At 72.1% G+C, this 18,053-nt stretch carries 13 protein-coding genes; 8 read left to right on the plus strand and 5 right to left on the minus strand.

Annotated elements, in window-relative coordinates; translation table 11 throughout:
* Nucleotides 1-4: 4 nt before the first annotated feature.
* Nucleotides 5-331 (minus strand): plasmid stabilization protein, encoded by a 327-nt coding sequence (locus ACIQPT_RS05525; RefSeq protein ID WP_401152962.1) that lies wholly within the window; start codon nucleotides 329-331, stop codon nucleotides 5-7.
* 197 nt (nucleotides 332-528) lie between these two features.
* Between ACIQPT_RS05525 and ACIQPT_RS05530 the strand changes: the two genes are divergently transcribed.
* The 4 genes from ACIQPT_RS05530 to ACIQPT_RS05545 all read left to right on the plus strand — a co-directional run bounded on the left by ACIQPT_RS05530 (nucleotide 529) and on the right by ACIQPT_RS05545 (nucleotide 6,009).
* A complete protein-coding gene (locus tag ACIQPT_RS05530) occupies nucleotides 529-1,095 on the plus strand; it encodes a PadR family transcriptional regulator (protein WP_401152964.1) in 567 nt (188 codons plus the stop codon).
* A gap of 64 nt (nucleotides 1,096-1,159) precedes the next feature.
* Nucleotides 1,160-2,884 (plus strand): acyl-CoA dehydrogenase family protein, encoded by a 1,725-nt coding sequence (locus tag ACIQPT_RS05535; protein ID WP_401152966.1) that lies wholly within the window; start codon nucleotides 1,160-1,162, stop codon nucleotides 2,882-2,884.
* 449 nt (nucleotides 2,885-3,333) lie between these two features.
* Complete coding sequence (locus ACIQPT_RS05540; RefSeq protein WP_401152967.1) at nucleotides 3,334-5,829, plus strand: ATP-dependent Clp protease ATP-binding subunit; 2,496 nt, start codon at nucleotides 3,334-3,336, stop codon at nucleotides 5,827-5,829.
* A 3-nt stretch (nucleotides 5,830-5,832) separates the two neighbouring features.
* Complete coding sequence (locus tag ACIQPT_RS05545; protein ID WP_401152968.1) at nucleotides 5,833-6,009, plus strand: hypothetical protein; 177 nt, start codon at nucleotides 5,833-5,835, stop codon at nucleotides 6,007-6,009.
* Nucleotides 6,010-6,027: 18 nt separating this feature from the next.
* On the opposite strand, the gene ACIQPT_RS05550 is transcribed toward ACIQPT_RS05545, so the two are convergent.
* From ACIQPT_RS05550 to ACIQPT_RS05560, 3 genes are all read right to left on the minus strand, one after another.
* Nucleotides 6,028-6,945: a LysR family transcriptional regulator gene (locus ACIQPT_RS05550; RefSeq protein WP_401152970.1), complete on the minus strand. Its 918-nt coding sequence runs from the start codon at nucleotides 6,943-6,945 to the stop codon at nucleotides 6,028-6,030.
* A 75-nt stretch (nucleotides 6,946-7,020) separates the two neighbouring features.
* Nucleotides 7,021-7,857 (minus strand): formate dehydrogenase accessory sulfurtransferase FdhD, encoded by an 837-nt coding sequence (gene fdhD, locus ACIQPT_RS05555; protein WP_401152972.1) that lies wholly within the window; start codon nucleotides 7,855-7,857, stop codon nucleotides 7,021-7,023.
* Complete coding sequence (locus ACIQPT_RS05560; RefSeq protein ID WP_401152973.1) at nucleotides 7,845-10,178, minus strand: FdhF/YdeP family oxidoreductase; 2,334 nt, start codon at nucleotides 10,176-10,178, stop codon at nucleotides 7,845-7,847. The genes fdhD and ACIQPT_RS05560 overlap by 13 nt, the downstream gene beginning before the upstream one ends.
* A gap of 292 nt (nucleotides 10,179-10,470) precedes the next feature.
* Between ACIQPT_RS05560 and moaA the strand changes: the two genes are divergently transcribed.
* From moaA to ACIQPT_RS05575, 3 genes are all read left to right on the plus strand, one after another.
* A complete protein-coding gene (moaA, locus tag ACIQPT_RS05565) occupies nucleotides 10,471-11,490 on the plus strand; it encodes a GTP 3',8-cyclase MoaA (RefSeq protein ID WP_401152975.1) in 1,020 nt (339 codons plus the stop codon).
* A gap of 94 nt (nucleotides 11,491-11,584) precedes the next feature.
* Entirely contained in the window at nucleotides 11,585-12,787 is a 1,203-nt protein-coding gene (locus ACIQPT_RS05570; RefSeq protein WP_401152976.1) for a molybdopterin molybdotransferase MoeA, read from the plus strand.
* Nucleotides 12,788-12,892: 105 nt separating this feature from the next.
* Nucleotides 12,893-14,755 (plus strand): FUSC family protein, encoded by a 1,863-nt coding sequence (locus ACIQPT_RS05575; RefSeq protein WP_401152978.1) that lies wholly within the window; start codon nucleotides 12,893-12,895, stop codon nucleotides 14,753-14,755.
* A gap of 46 nt (nucleotides 14,756-14,801) precedes the next feature.
* On the opposite strand, the gene ACIQPT_RS05580 is transcribed toward ACIQPT_RS05575, so the two are convergent.
* Nucleotides 14,802-17,087, minus strand: coding sequence for an FdhF/YdeP family oxidoreductase (locus tag ACIQPT_RS05580; RefSeq protein ID WP_401153065.1), 2,286 nt, complete (start codon nucleotides 17,085-17,087; stop codon nucleotides 14,802-14,804).
* Between the two features lie 287 nt (nucleotides 17,088-17,374).
* Between ACIQPT_RS05580 and ACIQPT_RS05585 the strand changes: the two genes are divergently transcribed.
* Nucleotides 17,375-18,013 (plus strand): DUF1345 domain-containing protein, encoded by a 639-nt coding sequence (locus tag ACIQPT_RS05585; protein WP_401152979.1) that lies wholly within the window; start codon nucleotides 17,375-17,377, stop codon nucleotides 18,011-18,013.
* Nucleotides 18,014-18,053: the final 40 nt, after the last annotated feature.

The following is an 18,053-nucleotide window of genomic DNA, read 5'->3' on the forward strand; positions in this document are numbered from 1 at the left end:
GGCGTCAGCGTCCGAGGGCCTTGCGGAGTTCTTCCTTGTTCATCGAGGAACGCCCGTCGATGTTCTTCTTCCTGGCCTCTTCGTAGAGCTGGTCCTTCGTGGGGCCCCGCGCGCCCTTGTGGGAGCGTTCGCCGCCGCGCTGATAGGCGGACTTCTCGTCCTGCGTGGAGGTTCGGCTCGCCGTCTCCGACTCGCCGGACCGGGCACGCTGCTTGTTCACGGTCCGGGCCGCGATCTCCTTCGCGCGCTTCTGCGAGGCGCCCCGCTCTTCCTGGCTCTCCTTGATGTGCTCGTACTGCCGCTCGCGCTTCCTGTTGGATCCGGCCGGCATGACGTGCTCCCTTCTCCTGCTCGAGTCGTCGGCTCCTGCCCGGGGCGCTCACCGCGTCACCCGTACGGATCCCACTAAACAACGCGGACCGGAACGGCGCCCGGTTTCACTGTCGGTTCGGGGCCGCCCGGGTGAGCCGTGTCTCACCCGGGCTCCACGACTTGTCTATGCAACGAGTTGCATAGAAGGATCGCGGTATGGCTCTCGACCACGCGATCCTCGTCTCCCTGCTGGAGCGGCCGGGCTCCGGCTATGAGCTGGCCCGGCGGTTCGAGCGGTCCATCGGCTACTTCTGGACCGCCACCCACCAGCAGATCTACCGCGTGCTGGGCCGCATGGTGACCGACGGACTGCTCCTCGTCCGCGAGGTGGAGCAGCAGGGCCGGCCGGACAAGAAGGAGTACTCCGTCACCGGGCCCGGCCGCTCCGCGCTCGCCGCGTGGCTGCACAAGCCGATCGAGCCCGAGAGCCTTCGGCACGACCTCGCCGTGAAGATCCGGGGTGCGGCCTTCGATGACCCGGCCGCCCTGATCCGCGAGGTCGAGCGGCACCACCAGGTGCACCGGGACCGGCTCGCGCACTACCTCGCCGGCGAACTGCGCGACTTCACCGGGCCCGACGCCCCCGCACCGCCGGACGCGGGCCAGGAGCTCCAGCACGTCGTGCTGCGCGGCGGCATCGCGTTCGAGCGGATGACGATCGCCTGGCTCGACGACGTACTCGACACCCTCAACCGGCTCGCGGCTTCCGGGCCGGACGCCTGAGCGGCGGCCCGCCGCCACCTCCGTAAGCACCGACCACCCTCCTCCTTCCCGGAAGGCGATCTCCATGGCTGACTCCGCTTCCTTGCTGTTCAACCCGCGTACCTACGACCCGCAGCGCTTCGACCCGGAGACCCGCAGGCTGCTGCGCGCCACCGTCGACTGGTTCGAGGAGCGCGGCAAGCGCCGGCTGATCGAGGACTACCGCTCCCGCGCCTGGCTGGGCGACTTCCTCGCCTTCTCCGCGAAGGAGGGCCTGTTCGCCACCTTCCTCACCCCCGCATCCGCCGCGGGCAAGGACGACCAGCGCTGGGACACCGCCCGGATCGCCGCGCTCAACGAGATCTTCGGGTTCTACGGCCTCGACTACTGGTACGCCTGGCAGGTGACCATCCTCGGCCTCGGCCCGGTCTGGCAGAGCGACAACGCCGCCGCCCGCGACCGTGCGGCCGAACTCCTCTCCCAGGGCGAGGTGTTCGCCTTCGGCCTCTCCGAGAAGACGCACGGCGCCGACATCTACTCCACCGACATGCTGCTGACGCCGGACAGCGACGGCGGCTTCCGGGCCTCCGGTTCCAAGTACTACATCGGCAACGGCAACGCCGCCGGTCTCGTCTCCGTCTTCGGCCGGCGCACCGACGTCGAGGGGCCCGACGGCTACGTCTTCTTCGCCGCCGACAGCCGCCACGAGGCGTACCACCTGGTGAAGAACGTCGTCGACTCCTCCAAGTACGTCAGCGAGTTCCGCCTGGAGAACTATCCGGTCGCGCCCGCCGACATCCTCCACACCGGCCGGGCCGCCTTCGACGCCGCGCTCAACACCGTCAACGTCGGCAAGTTCAACCTCTGCACCGCCTCCATCGGCATCTGCGAGCACGCGATGTACGAGGCCGTCACCCACGCGAGCAACCGCATCCTCTACGGCCGCCCCGTCACCGCCTTCCCGCACGTGCGCCGCGAGCTGACCGACGCCTACGTCCGGCTCGTCGGGATGAAGCTGTTCAGCGACCGCGCCGTCGACTACTTCCGCTCCGCCGGGCCCGACGACCGCCGCTACCTGCTCTTCAATCCGATGACGAAGATGAAGGTGACCACCGAGGGCGAGAAGGTCATCGACCTCATGTGGGACGTCATCGCCGCCAAGGGCTTCGAGAAGGACAACTACTTCGCCCAGGCCGCCATCGAGATCCGGGGCCTGCCGAAGCTGGAGGGCACGGTCCACGTGAACCTCGCGCTGATCCTCAAGTTCATGCGGAACCACCTGCTGAACCCCGTCGACTACCCGGCCGTCCCCACCCGCCTCGACGCCGCCGACGACGCGTTCCTCTTCCAGCAGGGACCGGCGCGCGGCCTCGGCTCCGTACGCTTCCACGACTGGCGCACCGCGTTCGACGCGTACGCCGAGGTACCGAACGTCGCCCGCTTCCGCGAGCAGGCCGACGCCCTGTGCACCTTCGTCGAGACGGCCGCCCCGGATGAGGAGCAGAGCCGCGACCTCGACCTCCTCCTCGCCGTCGGCCAGCTCTTCGCCCTCGTCGTCCACGGTCAGCTGATCCTGGAGCAGGCCCGGCTGACCGGCCTGGACGAGGAACTGCTCGACGAGCTGTTCGCCGTGCTCGTACGCGACTTCTCCGCGCACGCCGTCGAGCTGCACGGCAAGGACTCCGCCACCGGGGACCAGCAGGAGTGGGCGCTGGGCGCGGTACGCCGCCCCGTCGTCGACGCGGCCCGCTCGGCGCGGATCTGGGAGCGCGTCGAGGCACTGTCGGGGGCGTACGCGATGGCGGAGTGACCGACGCCGAGGCGGCGATGCGGGGGAAGCGTGCAGCCGGATGCGGGGCCGGTCAGCTGTCTGTTCTTCGGGCGGGACGATGCGGAGGCGGACCTGCGTGACGGTCTCCTGAAGGGGCCGGTCTTCCGGCCCACGTACGCCTACCGCGAGGCCCTGTCCGGCCGGAAGACCCTCGTCATCGGCCGGAAGGGCTCCGGCAAGAGCGCGATCTGCCGTCACCTGGCCAACGAACGGTCCGGCGGCAGCGCGGTGGACGTGCCGCGGCATGTTCTGACGGCCTCGGTCCATTTGGGCCCTCATCCGATCCGTCGGAGGATCCGCGGGACGGGGCGGGGTCGGTGGGGGGCCGACTCCGGATAGTCGGGTCGGGCCCGGCGGTCACCTCCGTTTGCGGGCCGGTGGACATCGCGTTTCAGTGAGAGGGCCCCTCCCGCCTCCCTGGAGCTGACATGTCGATGGCGTTCGGTTCACCCCTCGGTCCGTCCGACCCGTTCAGTGATCTGTTGAACCGGTTCTTCGGTATGTCGCCCGCGTCCTCGCCCCCGGCCATGCAGCGGGTCCCGATCGGGCGGCTGCTGACGGAGTCCTCCCATGAGCTGCTGGGCCGGGCCACCAGCAAAGCGGCCGCGGACGGGACGGCGGACCTCGACACCGAGCACCTGCTGTGGGCGGCGACCCAGGTCGAGCCCTCGCGGGGACTGCTCTCCCGGGCCGGGGTCGACCCCGACGCCCTCGCGGCACAGCTCGACGAGGTGCTGCCCCGGGAGTCCGGCGAGCCCTCCGCCGAGCCCGGTCTCACCCCGGCGGCCAAGCGCACCCTCACCGCCGCCTACGGCCGCTCGCAGGCGGCCGGGGTGTCCTACATCGGCCCCGAGCACATCCTCGGCGCGCTCATCGACGACGCCGACTCCGGCGCCGGCCGGTTCCTCGGGTCGGACGACCTCGACGTGGGCAGGCTGCGCGGCGCCACCGACCGGGCGGCGGGCGGCGACGGGACCTCCGGCGGGGGGAAGCAGCCGTCGACGACCCTGGACGAATTCGGCCGGGACCTGACGGAGGAGGCGAAGGCCGGAAAGCTCGACCCCGTCGTCGGGCGGGCCGAGGAGATCGAGCAGACCATCGAGATCCTCTCGCGGCGCTCCAAGAACAACCCCGTCCTCATCGGCGAGCCCGGCGTCGGCAAGACCGCCATCGTGGAGGGCCTCGCCCAGAGCATCGTCGCCGGCGAGGTACCCGACACCCTCAAGGACAAGCGGGTCGTCTCCCTGGACCTGTCCGGCATGGTCGCCGGAGCCCAGTACCGGGGCCAGTTCGAGGAGCGGCTGAAGAAGGTCATCGAGGACGTGCAGAAGGCCGAAGGGGAGATCATCCTCTTCATCGACGAACTCCACACCGTCGTCGGCGCGGGCGCGACCGGCGAGGGCTCGATGGACGCGGGCAACATGCTCAAGCCCGCCCTCGCCCGGGGGGAACTGCACGTCGTCGGCGCGACGACGATCGACGAGTACCGCAAGCACATCGAGAAGGACGCCGCCCTGGAGCGCCGCTTCCAGCCCGTCCTCATCCCGGAGCCGACCGTCGAGGAGACCGTACAGATCCTCGAAGGACTGCGGGACGCCTACGAGGCCCACCACCAGGTCCGCTTCGCCGACGGGGCCCTCACGGCGGCGGCCGAGCTGTCCGACCGCTACATCAGCGACCGCTTCCTGCCCGACAAGGCCATCGACCTGATGGACCAGGCCGGAGCCCGCGTACGGCTGCGCAGCGCGAACCGCTCCACCGAGGTCGTCAGCCGCGAGGACCGCCTCGCCAAGCTGCGGCGCGAGAAGGACGAGGCTGTCGCCGGCGAGGAGTTCGAGAAGGCCTCCGGGCTGAAACAGCAGATCGCCGAGGTGGAGGGCGAACTCGCCGGGATCGAGGAGCGCCGCGAGGGCGTCGTCTCGGTCACCGCCTCCGACATCGCCGACATCGTCTCCCGCCGCACCGGCATCCCGGTCTCCCAGCTCACCGCCAGCGAGAAGGAGAAGCTCCTCAAGCTGGAGGAGGAGATGCACGCCAGGATCGTCGGCCAGGACGAGGCGGTCACCGCGGTCTCCGAAGCCGTACGCCGTAACCGCGCGGGCATGGGCGACCCGAACCGGCCCGTCGGCTCGTTCCTCTTCCTCGGGCCCACCGGCGTCGGCAAGACGGAACTCGCCAAGACGCTGGCCGAGCTGCTGTTCGGCGAGGACGACCGGATGATCCGGTTCGACATGAGCGAGTTCCAGGAGAAGCACACGGTCGCCCGGCTCGTCGGAGCGCCGCCCGGATACGTCGGCTACGACGAGGCCGGCCAGCTCACCGAGAAGGTGCGGCGCAACCCCTACAGCGTCGTCCTGTTCGACGAGGTCGAGAAGGCGCACCCCGACGTCTTCAACACGCTGCTCCAGATCCTCGATGACGGACGGCTCACGGACGGACAGGGCCGCACCGTCGACTTCCGCCACTGCGTCGTCATCATGACGTCCAACATCGGCGCCCACCGCATCCTCGCCCACGAGGGCGACGCCGCCGAGCTCAAGGACGAGCTGATGGAGGACCTGCGGGGGCGGTTCCTGCCCGAGTTCCTCAACCGCATCGACGACATCATCGTCTTCCACAGCCTCACCGAGGACGACCTGACCGAGATCGTCGACCACCTGCTGGACCGCAGCAAGCACCGGGTCCACGCCCAGGGCATGACGCTGGAGGTCACCGAGGCGGCGAAGAAGCTCCTCGTCGCCCACGGCTACCAGCCGGAGTTCGGCGCCCGCCCGCTGCGCCGCACGATCCAGACCGAACTGGACAACCGCGTCGCCTCCCTGCTCCTGGGCGGCGAGGCCGATCCGGGGGACACGATCGTCGCCGACGTGGTCGACGACTCCCTGCACTGCACGATCAACGCCACCGCCGACGGCAAGGAGTGAACGATGTCCCATCACCACCACAAGTCGAACGAAGAGGTCGAGGGCGACCCCGACACCGGCCACAGCCGCGGCATGCCCCGCCGCCCGGACGAGAAGCAGCTCGACGAGCGCCTGGAGCAGGACCGCGAGGAAGTGGGCCTCCCTCCTGACCAGGACAGGAAGCAGGACAGGAAGGCATAGGGGGCGCGTCCGGCCGGATCAGTCCTCGGGCAGCCGCTCCAGGGCGGCGGCCACATCGGTGCGGCCCGCGATCTCCCGCAGAGCGCGGGCCAGCACCGATCCCGGCTCCCGCGCGACGGTCACCAGACCGACCGGCACCGTCCGCTCCGGCTCGACCAGCGGCACGGCCCGCATCCCGTGCGGCACGCCGAAGACATGCAGCCAGGTGTGCGGCACGACGCTGGCCCAGCGGCCCGTCCTGACATGGGCGAAGAGCGCCGCCACGGAGTCCGTCTCGACCCGGGGCGACGGCCGCACCCCCGCCTCCGCGAACAGCTCGTCCAGCACCCGGCGCCCCTGCATCGCCTCCGTGAGCAGACACAGGGGCAGCCGCGCGGCCTCCGCCCAGGTCGCCGTCGTCCGGCCGGCGGGGGCGTCGGCGGCGCCGGTGAGCAGCACGTACCGCTCCTCGTACAGCGGAACCGTCCGGAACTGCTCCCCGACCCCCTCGTGGAGATAGGTGATCCCGGCGTCGATCTCGAAGTCCCGCAGCTGCCGGAGCACGTCCTCGGACTGGAGGTCTCCGACGACCTCCACCGTGACCAGCGGATGCGCCAGGCAGAAGGGGGCGGTCAGCAGGGCGGCGGTGCCGGACGCGGTCGGGACCGAACCGATCCGCATCCGCCCGCTCAGCCCGGTCCGCAGATGACCGGCCTCGCTGGTGAGGGCGTCACGGTCCGCCAGGATCCGCTGCGCCCACACGACGATGCGTTCGCCCTCGGGCGTGAGTCCCTCGTACTTGCGGCCGCGCAGGACCAGGGGGACGTCGAGCTCGTCCTCCAGCTTGCGGACCGCCTCGGAGAGGGCGGGCTGGGAGACGTGGCAGGCCTGGGCGGCGCGGGCGAAGTGACGCTCGCGGGAGAGGGCCACCAGATACTCGAGTTGACGGAACAGCACCCCACGGGTCTACCGGACGGCCTCCCGGAACGCCAATCGCCCCACCGGCGCGCGAGGCACCTCCGGACGCCGTCCTCAGGCGTCCGGCGGCGGGTGCAGCCGCTCATCACCCGCGTACACGTTCATGGACGCGCCGCGCAGGAACCCGACCAGCGTCAGACCGCTGTCCGCCGCGAGGTCGACCGCGAGCGAGGACGGCGCGGAGACCGCCGCGAGCATCGGGATGCCGGCCATCACCGCCTTCTGCACCAGCTCGAACGAGGCCCGGCCGCTGACCATCAGGACCGACCCGCGCAGCGGAAGGAGCCCCGACCGCAGGGCGTGGCCGACGACCTTGTCCACGGCGTTGTGCCGCCCGACGTCCTCCCGCAGGCACACCAGCCCGCCGTCGGCCGTGAACAGCCCCGCCGCGTGCAGACCGCCGGTGCTGTCGAACACCCGCTGGGCCGCCCGCAGCCGGTCCGGGAGGGCCGTCAGCACGTCCGTCCCGATGCGCAGCGGGTCCTCGGCGACCGACCAGGCGGCCGTCGTGCGCACCGCGTCCAGGCCGGCCTTGCCGCACAGACCGCACGAGGACGTCGTGGAGAAGTTCCGTTCCAGGGACGGGTCGGGGGGCGGCACGCCGGGGGCCAGGGCGACGTCGACCACGTTGTACGTGTTGCCGCCGTCGGCCGTGGCGCCCGCGCAGTAACGGATCCCGGCCACGTCGTCCGCGCCGTGCACCACGCCCTCGCTCACGAGGAAGCCGACCGCGAGGTCGAAGTCGTCGCCCGGCGTGCGCATGGTCACCGCCAGCGGGCGTCCGCCGACCCGGATCTCCATCGGTTCCTCGGCGGCCAGGGTGTCCGGACGGTAGGAGGAGCGCCCCTCCCGTACCCGCAGGACACGCCTCCGTACGGTCATGCGTCCCATGGTTCGCCCTTCCCACCGCTCCCGCCGCCCGTCACGGGGGCGGGTTCGAGGCGGACCACGACTCCCTTGGAGGTCGGGCAATTGCTGATGTCGGCGACGCTGTCCAGCGGCACCAGGACGTTGGTCTCCGGGTAGTACGCCGCCGCCGAGCCACGGCTCGCGGGGTACGCCACGACCCGGAAGTTCTCCGCGCGGCGCTCCCGCCCGTCGTGCCAGACGCTCACCAGGTCCACGGTGTCCCGGTCGGCGAGACCGAGTTCCGCCAGATCGGCGGGGTTCACGAGGACGACCCGGCGGGCGTCGTGGATGCCCCGGTAGCGGTCGTTCGGCGCGTACCAGACGGTGTTCCACTGGTCGTGCGAGCGCAGGGTCTGCAACAGCAGATGCCCCTCGGGGACGTGCGGCATGGTGAAGTCGTTGCGGGTGAAGACGGCCTTGCCGCTCGGCGTCGGGAAGACCCCCTGGTTCACCGGGTTGGGCAGGGTGAAGCCGCCGGGCTTCGCCACCCGGGCGTTGAAGTCTTCGAAGCCCGGGACGACCCGGGAGATCCGGTCGCGGACGGTGCCGTAGTCCGCCTCGAACTGCTCCCAGGGGATGGGGGGTTGGTCGCCCAGGGTCAGGCGGGCGAGCCGGGCGATGATCGCGACCTCGCTGAGCAGGTGCGGGGAGGCCGGCGGCAGCTTTCCCCGGGAGGCGTGGACGTCGCTCATGGAGTCCTCCACGGTCACGAACTGCTCGCCGGTGGCCTGGACGTCCCGGTCGCTGCGGCCGAGGGTGGGAAGGATGAGGGCGGTGTCGCCGCAGACCGTGTGGGAGCGGTTGAGCTTGGTGGAGATGTGCGCGGTGAGGCGGCACGTGCGCATCGCGGCCTCGGTGACCGCGCTGTCGGGCGTGGCCCGGACGAAGTTGCCCGCGACGCCCAGGAAGACCTTGGCGCGCCCCTCGACCATGGCCCGGATGCTGTTCACCGCGTCCAGACCGTGGTGGGTGGGAGGGGTGAAGCCGAACTCGGCCTCCAGGGCGTCGAGGAACTCCTGCGGCATCTGCTCCCACACACCCATCGTGCGGTCGCCCTGGACGTTGCTGTGCCCGCGCACCGGGCAGACGCCCGCGCCGGGCCTGCCGATGTTGCCCCGGGCCAGCAGGAAGTTGATCACCTCGCGGATGGTGGGCACCCCGTGCTTGTGCTGGGTGAGGCCCATCGCCCAGCACACGATGACCTTCTCGCTCCTCAGGACCCGCTCGAACACCTCCTGGATCTCCTCGCGGGACAGCCCGGTCGCCGTCAGGACGTCCGCCCAGTCGGTCTTCCGCGCGTGTGCGGCGAACTCCTCGAATCCGGTGGTGTGCGTACGGATGAAGTCCTGGTCCAGTACGGTGCCGGGCGCGGCGTCCTCGGCCTCCAGGAGCAGCAGGTTCAGGGCCTGGAACAACGCGAGGTCGCCGCCCGCCCGGATGTGCAGGAACTGGTCGGCGATCGGTGTGCCCCGGCCGATCAGACCGCGGGCCTTCTGCGGGTGCTTGAAGCGCATGAGCCCGGCCTCGGGCAGGGTGTTGACCGCGACGACCTGCCCGCCGTTGCGCTTGGTCTCCTCCAGGGCCGAGAGCATCCGGGGATGGTTGGTGCCCGGGTTCTGCCCCACGACGAAGATCAGGTCGGCGTGGTGGATGTCGTCGAGAGAGACGCTGCCCTTGCCGATGCCCAGCGTCTGCGCCATCGCGGATCCGCTGGACTCGTGGCACATGTTGGAGCAGTCGGGCAGATTGTTCGTGCCGTACGCGCGCGCGAAGAGCTGGAGCAGGAAAGCGGCCTCGTTGTTCAGCCGGCCGGAGACGTAGAAGAGAGCCTCGTCGGGGGAGTCCAGGCCCCGCAGCTCCCCGGCGAGCAGCCCCAGTGCCTCGTCCCAGCCAATCGGCTCGTAATGGGTGCCGCCGGGGCGCTTCACCATGGGCTCGGTCAGCCGGCCCTGCTGATTGAGCCAGTAGTCGGACGCCCCGCCGAGCTCGGCTATCGCATGCTCGCGGAAGAACTCCCGGGTGACGCGCCGCGAGGTGGCCTCGTCGTTGATGTGCTTGGCGCCGTTCTCGCAGTATTCGTTCCTGTGCCGCTTGCCGGGCGCCGGTTCGGGCCATGCGCAGCCGGGGCAGTCGATGCCCTCGGGCTGGTTGATGGTGAGCAGCGTCAGCGCGGTGCGCCGCGGGGACGTCTGGCCCAGGGAGTACTCCAGCGCATGGGTCACCGCGGGCAGACCCGTCGCCCAGGTCTTGGGCGGGGTGACCCGCAGGTCGTCGCTCGGGTCGTCCTCGATGCGGCTGCTCATGACGGGATGCGCCTCTTTTTCTCTGCCTCGGGGCCGTCGGCCGTTCGTTCCGGGGATGGCGCGTCGAATATCCGCTCATTCGCCGGGGGAAGTCAAAGAGGGGAATTCGATGAGCTGAAAGGCCTGGCCTATCACGGGTATTTCCGGGCCGGATCGGCGGCGCCGATCACGTAATAGAGAAGTCCTCTTTGACTTCATCCGGCTATCCCTCGAAAGTGGTCGGCGGGTGAGAAATGCGTGACTGCCCCCCGGCAGAGGAAACTGCCCCCGGGCAGAGGAAGAAGGCCGCCCCGTGTCCCGACCGCTCCTCGACAGGCCCGCTCCGTCCCCGCTGACGGACCGGTTCGGCCGGGTCCACACCGACCTGCGGGTCTCGCTCACCGACCGCTGCAATCTGCGCTGCACGTACTGCATGCCCGCCGAGGGCCTCGACTGGCTGCCCCGGCCCGCGCTGCTCACCGACGACGAGGTGGTCCGCCTCGTCCGCGTCGCCGTCCAGCGCCTCGGCATCACCGAGGTACGGCTGACCGGCGGCGAACCGCTGCTGCGCCGCGGCCTGCCCGGGCTCGTCGCCCGTCTGCACGCCCTGCCCGGAGCCCCCGAACTGTCCCTCACCACCAACGGGATCGGCCTGGCCCGCAGCGCTGCCGCGCTGCGCGATGCCGGGCTGAGCCGGGTCAACGTCAGCCTGGACACCCTCCGTCCCGAGCGGTACACCGCGATCACCCGGCGCGACCGGATCACCGACGTCCTCGACGGACTGCGCGCCGCCCGCACGGCCGGCCTCGCGCCCGTGAAGATCAACACGGTTCCGGTGCGCGGGGTCAACGACGACGAGATCGCCGAACTGGCCGCGTTCGCCGTCGAGCACGGCTACCGGGCGCGGTTCATCGAGTCGATGCCCCTGGACGCGCAGGGCGCCTGGGACCGGGACCGGCTGGTCACCGCCGAGGAGATCCTGGGCCGCCTCGGCGAGCGGTTCGACCTGGTCCCCATGGACCGGCGCGGCAACGCGCCCGCCGAGGAGTGGCGGATCGCCGGGACGGACACGGTGGTGGGCGTCATCGCCAGCGTCACCCGCCCGTTCTGCGGCGGCTGCGACCGCGTGCGGCTCACCGCCGACGGGCAGGTGCGCAACTGCCTCTTCGCCACCGAGGAGTCGGACCTGAGGGCCCTGCTGCGGGGTGGCGCGGAGGACCCGGTCATCGAGGCGGCCTGGCGGAACTCCATCGCGGGCAAAGGCCCCGGCCACGCCATCGACAGCCCGGAGTTCCGCCGGCCGGAGCGTCCGATGTCGGCCATCGGCGGCTGACGCCCGACACCTGACGACCGACCCCCGACCTCCGGTCTCCGGCGCCCGGTGCAGGGCTACGGGGACCGCGTACGACCGGAAACGAGGAACGCGCATGAGCACGGCAGCCGTGAGCACGGGCTGGGAGCAGGCCCGGGCCGTCGCCCGCGCCGTACCGCCCTTGCCGACCGTCACCCGCGACCTCACCGAGGCGCTCGGTCACGCCCTCGCGGAGCCGCTGACGGCGATCACCGACCTGCCGCCGTTCGACACCTCCGCCATGGACGGCTGGGCCGTGGCGGGACCGGGGCCCTGGCGGCTCCGGGGCGGCGGTGTACTGGCCGGTGGGCGGCCCGAACCGCTGCGCCTCGGGACCGCCGTCCCCATCGCCACCGGCGCCCGTCTGCCCGACGGCGCCGTCGCCGTGCTCCGCAGGGAGGACGGCGAGGACGACGGCCGGGGCGGCCTGCTGCTCGACCGCGCCACGAGCCCCGGGCCTCCGGCACCGGGCCGGGACATCCGCTCGTGCGGCCAGGAGTGCCACGCGGGCGACCCCCTCCTCCCCGCCGGGACGACCGTCACCCCCGCCGTCCTCGGCCTCGCGGCGGCCGCCGGCCACGACCGGCTCGCCGTGCACCGCCGCCCGCTCGTGCAGCTGCTGGTTCTCGGCGACGAGCTGCTGGAGGCCGGACCGCCCCGGCACGGCCGGATACGCGACGCCCTCGGCCCGCTCCTGCCGCCCTGGCTGCTCGGTCGGGGTGCGGACGCCGTCGGCCGTCACCTGGTGCCGGACGACTTCGGACCGCTGTACGAGGCCGTACGCGGCTCCACCGCCGATGTGGTCGTCACCACGGGCAGCACCGCCGCCGGACCCGTGGACTTCCTGCACGACGTCCTCCGCGCCCTGGGCGCCCGGCTCCTCGTCGACTCCGTCGCCGTACGGCCGGGCCACCCCATGCTGCTCGCCGAGCTGCCGCCCGGCGCCGACGGACGGCCCAGGCATCTGGTGGGCCTGCCCGGCAATCCCCTGGCCGCCGTCGCCGGTGCGGTGACCCTCGCCGTACCGCTGCTGCGTCGCCTCGGCGGCCACCTGGAAGCCGAGCCGGTCCGAGCGGCCTGCGCCGCCGCACTGCCGGGGCACCCGCGGGACACCCGGCTGCTGCCGGTGCGCCGTACGGGGCCTGCCGTGGCGCCGCTGCCGTTCGACGGACCGGCGATGCTGCGCGGTCTCGCCGTCGCCGACGGGCTGGCGGTGGTGCCGCCCGGCGGCGCCGAGGCCGGAACCGTCGTGGAGATCCTCGACGTCCCCGGCTCCTGACCGCCACCCGGACCACAGACCTGACAGCCGACCTGACCGCCCTCCCCCCCGGCCGACCCGTCGACGAGTCACGGCCCCCGCCCCTCCCACGCTGAGGACCCGACCATGACGCACCGCCCCGATGCCTCCGGTGCTCCGGACGATGATCCGACCCGGCCCCTCGCCGAGAGGGCCGGGAAGGGGGCGTCCGCGCGGCGGCGGAGGTCGCTCGCCACCCGTGTGGGGCGGGCGCTCTCCCCCCGGGGCGCGCTGGCCCTGCAGAGCGTGGACGGCGCCGTCTCCTTCGCCCTGCGCGCCGCGCTCGCCATGGCGGTGCCCGCCCTGCCGCTGGCCCTGGCGGGCCGGGCCGATCACGCCGTCTACACGATGCTCGGCTCCTTCATCACCACCTTCGGCCGCAATCTGCCCTATGCGCGCAGGGCCCGGGTGCTCGCCGTCGTCGCGGTGGCGATGACCGCGTGCGTGGGCTGCGGTTCGGCGCTCGCCGTGTGGGCGCAGCCGAGGGACGGGGGAGCGGGCGCCGCGACGACGGTCGCGGCGATGGCCGTCGTGGCCGCCGCCGCGAAGTTCGCCTGTGACGCGGCCCGGCTGAGCGGCCTCGGCGCGGTGCTGCTGCTCTTCGCCTTCTCCGTCGCGGCCTACGGCTCGACCGGTCCCTCCGACGTCCGGGTGCAGACGGCCCTGGCCGCGACGGGCGCGGCCGTGGCCTGGGTGCTCGCCGTGCTCGGGTGGTTCGTGCACCCGGACCGGCCCCAGCGTCTCGCCGTGGCCGCCGCCCTGCGCGAACTGGCGGACCTGTGGGAGGCGGCGGGCGCGGGGGAGGGCCGGGGGCTCGTACGGCACCGGGCGACGGCCGCCGTGCTCCAGGCGTACCGCACCCTCGGGGTCAGGCCGCCCACCGGTGCGGAACGGGGCGGCCGGGGCGATACGTGCCTCCGGCTCACCGATCTGGCCTGGGCGCTGCTCATCGGCGCGGCACGTCGGGCGCCCGACGGCCCCCGCGGCCCGGCACGCCACCTGCGCCGACAGGCCGAGCTTCTGGTGAGCCGCCGCCGACGCCTGCCGAGGATGCTCCCCGAACTGGCGGCGCTGTCCCGCACCCTGGCCGTCCCGCCCGCAACCACCTCGCCCGCAGCCGCCCCGCCCGTGACCGGCCCGGACACCGCCGGCCCGGACACCGCTGCCCCGGCCACCCTGCGCGCCGCCGAGGTGCGGGCCACGGAGCTGGTGACCGGGCGGGGACACCGCCGCGCCGCCCGTACGGCGGTCCTGCTCGTGCCCGCGCTGCGCATGCTCCTCGGCACCGGGCTCGCCGGAGCGGCGGCGCTGCCGCTCGGGCTCGGCCACGGCTACTGGGCGGCGATCTCCGCCGCGGCGGTCCTGCACTCGGTCAACGTACGGACGGCGGCGCAGCGGGCCGTACAGCGGACGCTGGGCACGATGGCGGGGCTGTTGCTCGCCCTCGGCGTGCTGGCCGCGCGCCCCGAACCGGTGGTCCTCGTCCTGGTGATCGTGGTGATGGAGTTCCTGCTGGAGTACGTCGTCGCCCGCAACTACGGTCTCGGCGTCGTCTTCCTCACCCCGCTGGCGCTGCTGCTCACCGACCTCGCCGCTCCCTCGCCGGCCGGGGACCTCGTCCAGGACCGGGCGCTGAGCAGCCTGCTCGGGGTCGGCATCGCGCTGGTCTGCGCTCTGCTGGTGGTCCACGACCGGGCCGCCGTACGGGCGCGGCGCGCCCTGGCCGCGTGCCGGGCGGCCTCGGGGTACGCCGAACACGCCCTGGACGAGCGCTCGGTGGCGTCCTTCCCCGCTGCCCAGGCACAACTGGCCGCGGCCGTCGTGGAGTTGCGCGCGGCGGACGACGCCGCGGCGGGCGAGCTCTGGCCGGCGGAGATCGACCCCACCGAACTCGCCGCCGCCGAACGGCGGGCCTACCTGCTGCTGGAGCGGTTCGCCCGGCCCCGGTGACCCCGGGCGGGCGCACGGCCGCACAGGCGGCCGGGCCGGCGACCGCTCAGGCGGCGGCCGGGACCACCGTGACCTTGACGTGCTTCATGATCGGCTGGTCGCTCTGGGTGCTGTAGTCGCCCAGCGCGCACAGCACGTTCATCTCCGGCATGTAGCCGGCCGCACAGCCGCGCGGGATGTCGTACGGGATCGCCGTGTAGCCGGTCAGGAACCGCCGGCTGCCGTCCTTCGCCGTGCTCGTGATGTCGACGGGCCCCATGTCGGCGATGCCGCGCTCGCGCATGTCGGCCCGGTTCATGAAGACCAGCGTGCGCAGGTTCTTGACGCCCCGGTAGCGGTCGTTGTCGGAGTAGATGGTGGTGTTCCACTGGTCGTGCGACCGCATCGTGCCGAGCGCCAGGGTGCCGGGCTCCGGCACGACGTCGGGCAGGGCGGCCGAGGAGAACTCCGCGCGCCCCGACGGGGTCAGGAAGACCAGTTCGCGCGCGGGCTGCTTGATCCGGAAGCCGAGGGGCAGCCGGACCCGGCGGTTGAAGTCCTCGAAGCCGTCCAGCGCCTCGGCCATCGTGTCCCGGATCCGGTCGTAGTCCTCGATGTACCAGTCCCAGGGCGTCTCGCTGTCCGGCAGGGCGGCGCGCGCCATCCCGGCGACGATGGCCGGCTCGGACAGCAGGTGCGGGGAGGCGGGGCGCTTCATCCCGACGGACATGTGGACCATGCTCATCGAGTCCTCGACCGAGGTGCTCTGGATGCCCTTGCGCTGGTGGTCCTTCTCGGTGCGCCCGAGACACGGCAGGATGAGCGCCGCGCGGCCGTGCACGACATGGCTGCGGTTCAGTTTGGTGCTCACCTGGACGGTGAGGTCGCAGGAGCGCAGCGCCGCGTACGTCGCCGGAGTGTCGGGCGCGGCGAGCGCGAAGTTGCCGCCCATCCCGACGAACACCTTCACCTCGCCGTCCCGCATCGCCTGGATCGTACGGACGGTGTCCAGGCCGTGTGCGCGGGGCGGGTCGATCTTGCAGGCCTCGGCGAGCCGGTCCAGGAACGCGTCGGTGGGGCGGTGGTCGATGCCGCAGGTGCGGTTGCCCTGGACGTTGCTGTGGCCGCGCACGGGGGAGGGGCCCGCGCCCTCCCGGCCGAGATTGCCGCGCAGCAGCAGGAGGTTGACGATCTCGCGGACGGTGTCGACGCCGTGCTCGTGCTGGGTCAGGCCCAGGCACCAGCTCACGATGGAGCGGTCGGCCTCCCCATACACCTGCGCCGCCTTGAGGATGTCGTCACGGCTCAGCCCGGACTGGTGCTCCAGCTCCTCCCAGGGCGTGGCCTCGCACAGCGCCCGGTACTCCTCGAAGCCGGTGGTGTGGCGCTCGATGAACGTGACGTCCAGGGCCTTGGGGTCGCTCGTCGACTTCTCCAGGATCGCCTTGGCCATGCCGCGCAGCAGCGCCATGTCGCCGCCGATGCGCGGCTGGAGGTTCAGCGTGCTGGTCCTGGTGGTCTTGAACAGCGCCATGTCCGTGAAGTCGTGCGGCACGATGGTGCGGGTGGCCGCCGCCTCGATCAGCGGGTTGACGTGCACGATCTGCGCGCCGCGGCGGTCTGCCTCGGCGAGGGCGGTGAGCATCCTCGGCGCGTTCGACGCGGCGTTGACACCCAGGATGAACAGGGCGTCCGCGGACTCCCAGTCCTTGAGGTCGACCGTCCCCTTTCCGGTGCCGAGAGAGGCCTGGAGGGCCCGTCCGCTGGCCTCGTGGCACATGTTGGAGCAGTCCGGCAGATTGTTCGTGCCCAGTTCCCGGGCCATCAGCTGGTAGAGGAAGGTGGCCTCGTTGCCGAGCCGGCCGGAGGTGTAGTACGCCGCCCGGTTCGGGCTGTCGAGCCCGCGCAGGGTGGCTCCGACCAGCGCGAACGCGTCCTTCCAGCTGATCGGCACGTAGTGGTCGGAGTCGGGGTCGTACGCCATCGGCTCGGTCAGCCGGCCCTGGTTCTCCAGGTCGTAGTCGCTCCACCCGGCCAGCTCGGTCACCGAGTGCGCGGCGAAGAACTCGCGGTCCACGCGCTTGCGGGTCATCTCCCAGGTGACGTGCTTGATGCCGTTCTCGCAGATGTCCAGGTGCAGGCCCTTGGTGTCGTCCGGCCACGCGCACCCGGGACAGTCGAACCCGCCGTTCTCGTGGTTCATCCGCATGATGGCCCGTGGACCGTCCACCAGCGCGCGTTCCTCCACCAGGAAGCGCGTCACGCTCTTCGCCGCTCCCCAGCCGGCGGCGGGATGGTGGTAGGGCCGGAACCGCGGGTCGCCCTCGGGGACGGGACCGACCCGGGGTTCCAGGGGCTCCTGCGCCGCGTCGGGCTCCTGCGCTTCGTTGTCGGTGCTCACGGCACTTCCACCCTTTCCCGGGCAATCTAGTCCTTCCGGGCAGGCTATGTCCGGTGATTCCCGCCTGCCACTCGGCTCCGGGGGTCGCGCCGGGGGTTGCGCAAGGGGCGGCCCGAGGGGTGTTCCCGGGCTGCGCTCCGGACCGCGCGCGCATACGCTGACACGGTCCGGCTCGCTCCGTGGCGCCCCTGCGGAGCAGGGCCCCGGGCTCCTCCTCGGGCAGCACAGGTGAGGCCCCCATGAACAGTCGGTTCCTGCTCCCCGCCGTTCCCCGGCTGGCCTGCTCCGCGGTGGCCGGAGCCGCCGTCGGCGTGCTGGTCGGTCTCCTCCTCGCCAACGCGCCGCTGGGCATCCTCGTCGGCATCGCCGCCGCCGAGACCCTCTTCGTCGTCGCGGGATGGCTCGTCCTGTGGCCGATGGACGCCGCCGCCACCCATGAGAACGCCCGGCGCGAGGAGTTCCGGCCCGTCGCCGAGGAACTCGTGGTCGTCGGGGCCGCCCTGTCCGGTCTGGTCGGCATCGTGCTGCTGCTCCTGATCGGCGACACCGATCTGAGCCACGCGGCGGCGGCCCTGGCCCTCTGCGGCGTCTTCATGTCCTGGGCGGCGCTCCACCTGATGTACGCCGCCCGCTACGCGTTCATCTATTACGGGCCGCCCGGCGGCGGGATCGACTTCAACACGAAGGAACCGCCGCGCTACATCGACTTCTTCTACTTCAGCTACAACCTGGGCATGACGTACCAGGTCTCCGACACCAACGTCTCCACCTCCAGGATCCGCGCGGTCGCCCTCCGGCACTGCCTGCTGTCGTACGTCTTCGGCGCGAGCATCCTGGCCACCACGATCAACCTGGTCGCCGGCATCGTCACCGGCTGAGGGGCCGGGGCCGGGGCGGGCGGGTCAGCACCCCAGGACG

It is taken from the genome of Streptomyces sp. NPDC091289 (assembly GCF_044757365.1).
Lineage (GTDB): Bacteria > Actinomycetota > Actinomycetes > Streptomycetales > Streptomycetaceae > Streptomyces.